Source organism: Chitinophaga sp. (assembly GCF_036569185.1).
Lineage (GTDB): Bacteria > Bacteroidota > Bacteroidia > Chitinophagales > Chitinophagaceae > Chitinophaga.
Map to the genome: position 1 here is coordinate 16346 of NZ_DATCRD010000318.1, position 10769 is coordinate 27114.

The 10769-nt window shown below is 44.1% G+C and carries 10 protein-coding genes and 2 pseudogenes; 6 read left to right on the forward strand and 6 right to left on the reverse strand.

Features of this window, described 5'->3' with window-relative positions:
• Positions 1 to 25 precede the first annotated feature (25 nt).
• Both VIM72_RS24480 and VIM72_RS24485 read right to left on the reverse strand, forming a co-directional pair.
• Positions 26 to 2995: a TonB-dependent receptor gene (locus VIM72_RS24480; RefSeq protein WP_332005452.1), complete on the reverse strand. Its 2970-nt coding sequence runs from the start codon at positions 2993 to 2995 to the stop codon at positions 26 to 28.
• A 473-nt stretch (positions 2996 to 3468) separates the two neighbouring features.
• A complete protein-coding gene (locus VIM72_RS24485; RefSeq protein WP_332005453.1) occupies positions 3469 to 4434 on the reverse strand; it encodes a hypothetical protein in 966 nt (321 codons plus the stop codon).
• A gap of 221 nt (positions 4435 to 4655) precedes the next feature.
• On the opposite strand from VIM72_RS24485, the gene VIM72_RS24490 reads away from it, so the two are divergent.
• The 5 genes from VIM72_RS24490 to VIM72_RS24510 all read left to right on the forward strand — a co-directional run bounded on the left by VIM72_RS24490 (position 4656) and on the right by VIM72_RS24510 (position 8264).
• Positions 4656 to 4865: a hypothetical protein gene (locus VIM72_RS24490; RefSeq protein ID WP_332005454.1), complete on the forward strand. Its 210-nt coding sequence runs from the start codon at positions 4656 to 4658 to the stop codon at positions 4863 to 4865.
• Between the two features lie 378 nt (positions 4866 to 5243).
• Entirely contained in the window at positions 5244 to 5564 is a 321-nt protein-coding gene (locus VIM72_RS24495) for an HNH endonuclease (RefSeq protein ID WP_332005455.1), read from the forward strand.
• A gap of 10 nt (positions 5565 to 5574) precedes the next feature.
• On the forward strand, positions 5575 to 6141 hold the full coding sequence (locus VIM72_RS24500; RefSeq protein ID WP_332005456.1) for a hypothetical protein: 567 nt from the start codon (positions 5575 to 5577) through the stop codon (positions 6139 to 6141).
• A gap of 10 nt (positions 6142 to 6151) precedes the next feature.
• Positions 6152 to 7144 carry a DUF4407 domain-containing protein gene (locus VIM72_RS24505; RefSeq protein WP_332005457.1) on the forward strand — a complete coding sequence of 331 codons (993 nt, stop codon included), beginning with the start codon at positions 6152 to 6154 and terminating at the stop codon, positions 7142 to 7144.
• Between the two features lie 34 nt (positions 7145 to 7178).
• Positions 7179 to 8264: a type I restriction endonuclease gene (locus tag VIM72_RS24510; protein ID WP_332005458.1), complete on the forward strand. Its 1086-nt coding sequence runs from the start codon at positions 7179 to 7181 to the stop codon at positions 8262 to 8264.
• Positions 8265 to 8417: 153 nt separating this feature from the next.
• Here the strand turns inward: VIM72_RS24510 and VIM72_RS24515 are convergent.
• The 4 genes and pseudogenes from VIM72_RS24515 to VIM72_RS24525 form a co-directional block, all read right to left on the reverse strand.
• Positions 8418 to 8935, reverse strand: a pseudogene (locus VIM72_RS24515) (hypothetical protein).
• A gap of 44 nt (positions 8936 to 8979) precedes the next feature.
• Positions 8980 to 9360: a beta-L-arabinofuranosidase domain-containing protein gene (locus VIM72_RS32435; RefSeq protein ID WP_414649015.1), complete on the reverse strand. Its 381-nt coding sequence runs from the start codon at positions 9358 to 9360 to the stop codon at positions 8980 to 8982.
• A gap of 42 nt (positions 9361 to 9402) precedes the next feature.
• The gene (locus VIM72_RS24520; RefSeq protein ID WP_332005460.1) at positions 9403 to 9597 is read right to left on the reverse strand and encodes a beta-L-arabinofuranosidase domain-containing protein; all 195 of its coding nucleotides are present in this window, start codon (positions 9595 to 9597) and stop codon (positions 9403 to 9405) included.
• Complete coding sequence (locus VIM72_RS24525; RefSeq protein WP_332005461.1) at positions 9582 to 9875, reverse strand: beta-L-arabinofuranosidase domain-containing protein; 294 nt, start codon at positions 9873 to 9875, stop codon at positions 9582 to 9584. The genes VIM72_RS24520 and VIM72_RS24525 overlap by 16 nt, the downstream gene beginning before the upstream one ends.
• A 237-nt stretch (positions 9876 to 10112) precedes the next feature.
• On the opposite strand from VIM72_RS24525, the pseudogene VIM72_RS24530 reads away from it, so the two are divergent.
• Positions 10113 to 10769 (forward strand): annotated as a pseudogene (locus tag VIM72_RS24530) (hypothetical protein); the annotation flags it as partial.

Consider the following 10769-nt stretch of genomic DNA (forward strand, 5'->3'; position numbering starts at 1 on the left):
CTTTATTTTTAAACCGTCAGATGAATTAGAAAATGGCATTCAGACCAAAGATGAATGACCGGGTTTTAGGATAATAGTTCCTGGCGTCAATGCCCGGTGTAAGGCCACCAAGATCAATCTCAGGGTCTATACCCGTATAATCTGTGATAGTAAATACATTGTTAACGTTGCCGTATATACGTAGTTTACTGATGTAATTACTCCTGATCCTGAAAGTATACCCCAGTGTCAGGTTATCCAAACGCAGGTAAGAACCATTTTCCAGGAACCTGTCGGAGATCAGGAAAGAGTTTTTGTCGTTATACGACTCTCCTGTTGTAAATTTCAGGATGTTGGTCATCTTCGCATCTGTTGGCGTATTCAGCGCTGCGGTGGTGGCATTGAGTATTTTATTGCCGGATACCCCGCGGATAAAAAGATTCAGGTCAAATCCCTTATAGGTGAAGGTATTGCTCCATCCATAAGTGATGCTGGGTTGTGCATTACCTGCCTGCATCAGGTCGCCGATACTGGGAGAGGTAGTAACCGTACCATCGGCCTTCTGATAGGTAGACACGCCATCTTTATCTTTCCCCAGGTAATGGAACAGGGTAAATGTACCAATGGGTTGCCCTTCCAGTATTTTCTGGCTCCAGTTACCCGACTGGCCTTTACCACCCAGGATGGCGGTTGGAATGTCTTTTAATGTAAACCTTCCGCTGGAAAGTGCGCTGATGCTGTTGGTATTATGTGATACGTTGACGGAAGTTTTCCACGAGAAATTCTTATTGCTCACCGGTTCGGCGTTCAGCACTACTTCCACGCCCTTGTTACTTACTTTCCCAACGTTTGCCAGCAAGGTGGTGGTAATGTATTGAGTGGTAGATACCGGGTAGTTCCAGATAAGGTCCGACGTTTGTTTATCATAGTAATCCACCGCACCGCTCAGCCGTCCTTTAAAGATGGCAAAGTCGATACCGGCGTTGAACATAGCGGTACGTTCCCATTTCAGGTCGGGGTTAGGATTCTGTACGGGAGCAATGGCATTGATCAGGTTACCATTATCATAATAACGGCCCGTGTTGCTGTATTGCAGTTGCGCCGCCAACGGATCAAAGCCCAGCGAGTTGCCGGACACGCCATAGCTCACCCTCAGCTTCAGGTCATCAAAGAAGTCGTTCTTTTTCATAAATGGTTCCTGGCTGATACGCCATCCTGCCGATACTGCAGGAAAGTAACCCCAGCGGTTGTTCTTACCAAAGGCAGATGAACCGTCATTACGCAGTGAAGCCTGTAAATAGTATTTATCGGCATACTGGTAATTGATCCTTCCATAATAAGAAATCAGGCGCAGGGTGGTAAGCGTGCTGGTGGCGGAGTTATCAAATACCACGGTGCCGGGAGGCGGGTTACTGAGACTAAGATTATTCCAGGAAAGCGCATCGCTGCCAAATCCCTGTGTGGTTACGCCAAAGCCGTCGCCGTTATGGTCTTCCTGCCAGGAGTAACCGGCCAATACCTTGAAATTATGCTTACCTACTGTTTTATCGTAGTTAAAATAAGACTCAATAATGTTACGGGTGTTTGTCCAGGCCAGGCGGGTAGCTTTACCATTGAGCCCTTTTGCCAGCACGGACAAACTGTTATAATACACATTTCTCGTTACCTGTTCGCGCTGGGTGGAAAGGCTCAGCGTATAGGTAAGACCGGGAAGTATTTTTACTTCAGCAAGGCCATTACCCAGGAACTTGTTGATCTTTGTTTCATCGCTGTTATTGTCAATGAGCGATACGGGATTATTACTGCCCCGGACAGTACCCGCATAATCTTCTGTATAACTTCCGTCGGGCTGTTTTACCAATACGGTAGGCAGGTAGTTAAGCATATTCGACAACACCGCATCAGGCACATTGTTTTGTGTGGTGGATGAATTGAAAATATTCACTCCCAGTCGCAGCCGGTCGTTAAAAGCCCGCTGATCAATGTTGGCGCGGATCCCCATTCTCTTCAGCGATGAGCCCTCGATGATACCGGGGTTGTCGAGGTAGTTAACACTAAAACCATAGGTGGTACTTTTTGAACCACCCATGAGCGACAGGTTATGATTATGGGAAACGGCATCGCGCTGCACCTCATCCTGCCAGTCGGTATTTACCGGGGTATTAGTACCCGGATATACATTGTTGTTTACCGCGGCAAGCGCCTGGCCATTATCAGCCAGGTATTTGCGTAACTCATCGCCGGTAAGCACCTCCAGTCTTTTAGATACTTTTTCAAGGCCCGCATAAGCATTATAGGCAATACGCAACTGATCCGCTTTAGGGCGTCGGGTGGTTACCATAATTACGCCATTGGCGGCCCTGGCCCCATAAATAGCGGTGGAAGCCCCATCCTTGAGAACGTCGATGCTGGCTATATCATCCGGGGCTACCATGTCGATAGGTGCACCGGGTACTCCATCGATCACATAAAACGGCTCCTGAGCGCCGCTGCGTAAGGTAGATGGTCCTCTCAGTATCACACTGGGGTTCTGGTTGGGGTTACCACTTTTCGTGATCGTTAAACCAGGCACTTTGCCCTGAAGTAACATCGACGGGGATGCAATTATCCCCTGTGTAAATTCTCCCTGGCTAACGGAGCTGATAGCCCCGATCACATTCTTTTTGCTGGTTTTACCGTAACCGGTGATCACCACATCATTCAACTGTTTGAGCTGCGCCTGTAAAGATAGGTTGAGGCGTTGTGCTCCATTTATATTTACCTCCTTGCTTTCGTATCCTACAAATGCAATATGCAGGGTACTGTTGCCACTGGCAACCTCCAAACGGTAATTTCCCTCCACATCCGACACCACGCCGTTGCGCGTTCCAACTTCAGAAATACTTACACCCGGGAGGGGCTGATTTTTGTCGTCCGTAATCCTGCCCTGTACCCTGAATTTGTCCTGCGCCAGCGCCGGCAAACAGGCGAAGCACAGGCATACTATCCAGCATGGGATCGCAGCCAGCAGTTTCACAGGAAACCGTAATGAAAACCTACAATAATAGATTTTGTTCATAAAGCAATCTTTAAGTGATTTGTTTGTTTAATTAGTGATAATTGGTCGTTGCTGTTGATTAAATGACGAGCTACGCTAAGCCTGTGGCATAAGCATTCGTTAAGTGGTGTTTAAAATAAATTAATGGCAGATCCCAAAAAGCAAATCAGGCCGTAAAACTAAAAATGTTGTTATTGATTTAACAGAAGGTAATGTTATCAGATTGTTACATTAGATTTTGGTTGCTTATTACATTGTTCATAAAAGGTTTTCAAATAATCGTGGATCGGGTCTTCAGGAATTCCAGGCAAAAGTTGCTAAACCAGCCATAGTTAATATACAATAAATATAAGTATTGCGCGGATAAAATCGGAGCTTAAAATAAAAAAAGGAGCAATTAAGCTCCTATGTAGAGAATTTCTTCGCCGGACTGATAAAGCGTTTAACTGACACTATTTCGTGATCCCCCCTGTGAGAATATGCTTAATATGTTTATCTATAATGTAAGCGGTAATTGGCTTCAGCTGACGGCCATAAATCACCGGATGCTCTCCCGGCGACGTAAAGTATTCCATATTCGTATCAATCTTGGAATACCATACCTTTCCTATGGCCTGGTAGCTGATGGTGTCCGGCCTGGTGATTTTCCTGAAACTCTTCAGCTTTATGGCATCCAGCGCTATGATCACCGTATTGGGTATTTTCTCATTACAGGCGATAGGTTCGTAATGATCTTCCCGCCAATACATACAGTCGCCCGTGTGATTTTTCTCTTTCCACCACCATGTACTGCCTGTGCCCAGCACCAGCGATAACATAACCGCGGCTACCAGCGTTTTCGTGGATTTCCTGCTTATTTTCTGATCACCGGGATTCCCTGTTTTATTGCCTCCGCTCTTTTCCCCCGGGATGCCCGGAGTTACCTGGGTTTCTATCGGCTCACCGCTTCCGGCTGCCAGCAGGAAGGTCGCCGGGCTCCGTACTATTGTCTGGTCTCCTGTTACGGGGGCCGCCTCGTTCAACAACAGCTCTTCATTTATGTCCCCATCGCCGGAAATCTGCTTTCCTATTTTCCAGGGGCGGTCCGGAAAGTCAATCAACCAGGCCAACAGCTCGATATTTTTCTCTTCCGTATTTTCAGACTTCCCTTTCAGGTAATTCACCAGCGGTCTGAACTTATCTGTGTCGCATCGCTGAAGAATGGTATAATAATTTCTCGATTCGTTCAAATCACCACAGAAATCCCTGATAACCTTTTCATCACGCCTGCTTACTTCTTTGGTACATCTTTTCACACATTCATCTTTGAGTTTCGCAGGGGTGAGATGCGTCAATCCGTGAGGTAACGCATTGTTTACTTTTTTTTGTTCATACGCGTGCATGACCAGTTGCTGGTAATCAATAAAAAGTGTCGCCATAAGTGAGATTATAGAACTGAATAATCGGAATGAATATTTCCCGCAAGTTAAGTATGGGAAAGAATTGCAGCTTACGGTTTCCCGTACTGAAAGGATCAGCGGAAAATATACATTGAACATCCATTTTTCAAAAATTTCTACTGCAGCAACAGATTACGGTTTCCCGTAAAAAAAGAAGATCAGTGGAATATACTTTTGTCTTATACATTAAAATCAATACCATGAAACAGCTATATTATGTAAATAATAACGCCCAGCCTAACGGCGATCATGAAGTTCATGTTAATACCTGTGAATACTTTGCTATGATGTATAGCCGGACTTACCTGGGAGAATTTGACACCTGCCAGGAAGCGGTCCGTGAAGCAGGGAAGCATTATCGAAACGTGAATGGTTGTTTAACCTGTTGTAAACCCTGCCATACCAGTTAAACGATAGCCATCCTTTTGTAACCCTTTTTTCCCTCTGAATCATTACACCATGAAACTCCTATATGCCTGGCTGCTTATAAGTGGCATTCACTGCAACCAGATAACGGTCTATATCTGCGACAGCAAAGCTGCCACAAGGTATCATTACAATTCAAAATGCCCTGGATTAAAGAATTGCAAACATCAGATCATCAGCGTTCACCTTGAAGAAGCAATGACAACCAGAACTCTTTGTAAGTGGGAACAGTAAACCGGATACAATTGAAACTATACTATAAAACATCAACCTGTATTATTATGACAACTCCAAACAATACGCCATATAAATATTTACAATTTAACGGAGATCAATCTTACAGCAGGTATATCCGGGAAGATATGACTGCAAAATCCCCTCCTGCAAAACCTAAGGGACAGGACTTCCTGAATACTAAATCACATGGCAGCTATGGTGCACTTTTATTCCACCCCGACTGGAAAACGAAACGAAAGGAAATACTGCAACGCGACATGCACCGCTGTGTTCACTGCCGTAGTGATAAAGATCTGCAGGTGCATCACCGCCAATACCATTTTATAGCCAGCGAGCAGAAATTCCGCCTCCCATGGGAATATCCCGGTCATTTGCTCATTACGCTTTGCGAGTCTTGTCATAACAAAGGACATAATAAATACAAAGTACCTACTATCACTATTTAATAAAATATCTATGAGCTTATTTGATATTTTCAACCGGCAACGCCAAAATGGTCATTCCCATACCCTGGCAATCGAAGAAGCTATACCCGATATCCCGGAAACTACCTTCATTGAAAAAGAGGCACCGGAAAAAGAGCCACCCGCTGAAAAACCCGTTGCGCCATTCAATGGTGGAATTCATCTTCTATACGATTTCCTCGACAAGAATTATGAATCCAAGGGGTATAATGATGCATTGATAAATCCCGATGCCACCCATCTGAATCAAAATGTGATTGCGCTGAAGAATGACCTGGAAAGATCTATCCGGAAGGTAAAAACGTTTTATGAAGACTTTATCCGGCAAATCAATTTCCACATCTCAAGCAGGAGCAGAAGTGGAATGATAGATACAGTAGAAGAGCTTGTTGTTAAGAAGGAAATTGCCGAGAGCCATATCAGCCAGGTCAAAGAAATTGAAGAGCAGGCAAAGCTTAACGAGGGCGTTGCGCATGGCATCATTATCAGCTATACCCGTGGATTCAGGAATGGTCTTGCGGCAATTTCAGGTCATATCATTCTGAACAAAAATTTTTAAACCGGGCCTTATGAAACATCTATGGATCCGTTTCGGCTGCTTCATCACCGGATACAACTATAACATCCTCAAAAACTGCAGCGAAGCTGCCTTTAAATCCGTGAAGAAGTATACCGCAGCTATGCTGATCGTTTGCATCCTGTGGTTCTTTATCGGTTTCACTTTTGCGCATCGCTACCTGTCGCTCAGCCTGCCAGGTTGCATCCTGGCGGGAACACTTTCAACCATCATCATTATACAGGTTGAAAAGCAGATCGTCTTATCTATTCATCCCAGCAGGCTGCTGCTGTTTTTCAGGGGTTGCCTGGCCTTCATGATGTCCATTCTGGGCGCTGTGATCATCGACCAGATATTGTTCGAAAAAGATATTGAGATCGAAAAGATTTCCTATGTATCTGCGAAAGTAGACAGGATACTACCCTCAAAAACGGAAGAATTAAGAAAGCAGATTGCCGCGTTGGATACCACGATCAGTAAAAAAGAACAGGAAAGAGATAATTATATCCAGGATATCAGTAAACATCCCACCACAACTGCAAAAACTACCCAAACAGCCACCAAACGGGTGCCCGTGCAAACAGTGGCAACTTCCGGCCGGGATTCTACTGTCTGGAAAACATTAAGCGATGTTGTTGTTGCATCTACGCTGCTGCCAAATCCTAAAATAGCATTGCTACCCTCCCTCGACTCCACCATTGGCGCTATGCGGCAACAACGGGCCCAGAGGGAAAATGAATTGCTCGGTATAAAGCCTGCACTGGAAAAGGAAATGAAGGCAAGCACAGGATTCCTGGATGAGCTAACGATCATGAAGCAAATGTTATCCGCCTCCCCCGTTGCATTTTGTTTCTGGATCCTGTGGATCCTGTTTTTCCTGTTCATAGAAATGCTGGTACTATTCAGTAAGCTGGGCGATAAGTCAAATGATTACGAAAAAGTGGTACTGCATCACATGAACTTACAGATGCGACGCCTTGATGCCCTGGGAAAAAGATTTGAATAATAAAATTCTCAACAATACTAATAAAAAATTTCCGATGGATTTTAAAGATGAAATAAAACTCTTCGGCGATAAAGTCGAAAAGCTTAAAAACCAGATTCAAACAGAAGAAGCAACCAAGAATGCTTTTATCATGCCCTTTATTAAAGTGCTGGGTTACGACGTATTTGATCCGTTCGAGGTAATGCCGGAATTCATTGCGGATATCGGGATCAAGAAGGGTGAGAAAGTGGATTATGCGATCCTGAAAGAAGGTAAACCTTCTATACTCATCGAGTGCAAGCATTGGGGTGAAAGCCTGGATCCGCATAACTCCCAGCTTTTCCGGTATTTTCATACGACCAGCGCTAAGTTCGGCCTGTTATCCAATGGAATAATTTACCGGTTTTATACAGACCTTGCTGAACAGAATAAAATGGATGACAAGCCATTCTTTGAATTTAATGTTACAGATATAAAAGACAACCAGATCGAAGAACTAAAGAAATTCCACAAGTCATACTTCAACCTGGAAAGTATCCAAACCACTGCGAGCGAGCTAAAATATATGAATGAGCTCAAAACGCTGATAAATATGGAGTTTCAAAATCCTTCTGAAGGATTGATTAAACTCTTTGCCAGGCAGATATACAAGGGAATGTTAACATCAAAAATGGTGGAGCAGTTCGGCGCTCTTACTAAAAAGTCGATACAACAATACATCAATGACCTGATCACTGAAAGGCTTAAATCTGCATTAAAGGAAAATGAGGCGGCGCCGTCTGATCCCGAAAAGGAATTAGCCCCAGTCATTACCGAAGAGAAGGGCGCGGTAATTGAAACCACCGAAGAGGAAAAAGAAGGTTATATGATTGTAAAAACAATTCTTCGCCAGATAATAAAGCCAGCCAGGGTAGCATACCGGGATGCTCAATCCTATTTCGCCATACTGCTGGACGACAATAACCGGAAAACAATATGCAGGTTGTACTTCAACAGTTCCCGAAAATATATCGGTACCTTTGATGAACAAAAGAAAGAAACAAGAACAGAGATTATGACACTCGACGATATCTTTAAATTTGAGGAGATACTTCATAAGACCGTTAACTGGTATGATGCAGAAAAAGTTCCGGTAAATTAATGCGGGCATCAGGATAGTGATATAGCGGCTTTGATAAATTCATAAATCAGCAGACATCCGCAAGAATGGGCGCCCATAACTTACTTTCTTGCTGATTAAACGAATCGGTTTTAAATACTAATGCTTTTGCAGAACTTTTAGCATTATGCCTGATCAATAATTCCTGATCGTTGCGTAAACACCATAAGATTGCTGATTGATGTCGCTCAGTGGGCGCAAAACAAATGTCTTTCCCCCGTTTATCAACCGGAATGTATTGTCGCCCGTCGGGGTTATATTTCTTAAAATATCGTCTTTACGGCCTTTCAATATGAATTCAGCAGCCGTTTCGGCAGCCAGCATTACCGGACCATAAAAAATGGCAAAAACGTTCTCATCATCGGGCATTGGCTTCAGATAAAAATCGTAATGGAATACCAGCCTGATCTTATCATTGTTCTTCCATACCCGCTGCAATGACAGGTAAGAGCCAGGGGTGGCGTTGATCACTTGTTGCTGATCATTGACATACACCTCAATTTTTTTCGACCAACCCGGTATTAACATATTTAAAGTAAGCTTTGCTTTCTTCGCCTCTTTGAAGGTAAATTCAATAACCGGGTCGGGAAGTTTCCGCTTTGTTCCAGAGAAAGCGACTTTGCTTTCCAGTTTAATTGAGACGGGATATACATATTCACCCATAATGTTAAATCATTATGGTAATAGATGCCGGTATTCAATGCTGCAAATGCTTCAACAGACGGCCCTTGCAGCACCGGAAATCATCGTCTTTTAAAATTTTTTTTGTTTGCGGGGAGCCTAAAGGTAAATGATAAACCACTGTCCCGTTTTGGGCATTTTGTATTGGCATTATTGAATTATAAAACGTATTCATGTAGGCATCCGCATATTTGGCGTCGCCGCTCCAGGAGAATAGCATAGCGGTTAGTTTTTGGGTATTGTGTGATACACACGACTCTGCAATCTCTTTCGTCATCGTATTGCTGAGGTGACCAGGTACGCCCCAAAGCTCAGACGTCAGCGATGTTGGTGTAACGACATTCGGGCGCGGGCCGCTGCTGGAACCATTAGCGTATGCATGATGATTGACCAGCATATTCCTGGCCAGGGCCAGATGCTTTGGGTGATGGGAAACCTCCTAAAGCTTATACAATACATCATTCATACCGCCTGCCTCGTTAGAAGGATTGGCTTCAGGAGTATAGAGTATTTTGTCAATGGTCTCCGGGCTTAGTTTGCTCATTCTTTTTTCAACGTAGGCTGCCATGTTGTCCACCATCACATAAGCTTTCCAGTTACCTGTACGAACATAAACGTCTAAAAGCCCCTGCATAATTTGTGGAGGGTATAATATGGCGCCCATACGCCTCCATACTTTTTCTCCAGCGTATCAAAATCTTTTTCCGGGAATGCGCTCAGATAACCATTGCCAAGGGCCTGCTGGCATTTGTACAATTCGTTAACGATGTAATTTAGCCGGTGTATTGCCGCCATATCCTTATTCCTTTCTGCCAGCATTGCAACGGCAGATAAGTAGTGGCCTGTGAAATGCCCCCGGAGGCCAATACCGGGGTCTTCCCATCCCGATAAGGGCCTGGCGGTTGATGGCAATCCGGCGTTTACCCGGAAGTTATGCAGCAGCCTGTCAGGGTCGAGTAACAGATATTAGCATTAGGGAAAGCTATATAGCCGTCAAAAAGTGCAAATAAAAGGCCTTTTAATATAAAAATGGTTTTAATATTCGGGCGTAAATTCGCTGGTGCAGCCTGGCTGACCGAAGAGTACTATTAACTTTACAAAACAATCGTTTATGCCTGTTGGCAACCGGTGTTCAATTTCCTCCCGTTTATGACGCGAATATCAGCAATCATTATCAGTTTCATCCTGATCCCGGATCAATGTTTTTCACAAAATGGCATCCTGCACAACCCGGATACCAGGGTTATTACCATTACAACGCCTGATCAAAAGCTTTCCCTCAAAGTAGATTACTCCAAGGGATGCCTTATTAAACAGGTGAACCTGAAAAATAAAAATACGATATCACCATCAGGTGTATACACGGGTATCACTACGGATAGTAAAACCGTCTCATCTGTCAATCAAACCGGCGATATCAAAGTAACTAAAACGCCGAAAGGGATATCGCTAAGCGGTATCACCTACGGAACAGATGCAGTTCAGGTTAAAGAAATATGGAATTTCAATATCAAAGGAGATAAAATAACCTGGGATATTACCCGTAATTACGGCGCAACAACCAGGCTGGAAGACATGGCCTTTCCCAAATGGAACTTCACAGACCTATCCGTTTGGAAGGGAGGAATTATTGATAATGGGGGGATGGTTTGGTGCAAATACTTAAAGCAAATCAATGACACCTACGGTGTTCATACCGGCGGTGTAACATTCTGGAATGCTGATTCGGGAGATGCGTTAAGGATATCTCCCCAGCCCGCAAGCGGAAGTGAAATGGCTTCGAAATACTCGCATAGCGAAAACGGA

What these genes read in the sequence shown, in the direction of transcription:
- VIM72_RS24505 (WP_332005457.1), top strand. Translation starts at nt 6,152, where the DNA reads ATGAAACATCTATGGATCCGTTTCGGCTGCTTCATCACCGGATACAAC.
- VIM72_RS24490 (WP_332005454.1), top strand. Translation starts at nt 4,656, where the DNA reads ATGAAACAGCTATATTATGTAAATAATAACGCCCAGCCTAACGGCGAT.
- VIM72_RS24495 (WP_332005455.1), top strand. Translation starts at nt 5,244, where the DNA reads ATGACTGCAAAATCCCCTCCTGCAAAACCTAAGGGACAGGACTTCCTG.
- VIM72_RS24510 (WP_332005458.1), top strand. Translation starts at nt 7,179, where the DNA reads ATGGATTTTAAAGATGAAATAAAACTCTTCGGCGATAAAGTCGAAAAG.
- VIM72_RS24520 (WP_332005460.1), bottom strand. Translation starts at nt 9,597, where the DNA reads ATGCAGGGGCTTTTAGACGTTTATGTTCGTACAGGTAACTGGAAAGCT.
- VIM72_RS24500 (WP_332005456.1), top strand. Translation starts at nt 5,575, where the DNA reads ATGAGCTTATTTGATATTTTCAACCGGCAACGCCAAAATGGTCATTCC.
- VIM72_RS32435 (WP_414649015.1), bottom strand. Translation starts at nt 9,360, where the DNA reads ATGCTGGTCAATCATCATGCATACGCTAATGGTTCCAGCAGCGGCCCG.
- VIM72_RS24485 (WP_332005453.1), bottom strand. Translation starts at nt 4,434, where the DNA reads ATGGCGACACTTTTTATTGATTACCAGCAACTGGTCATGCACGCGTAT.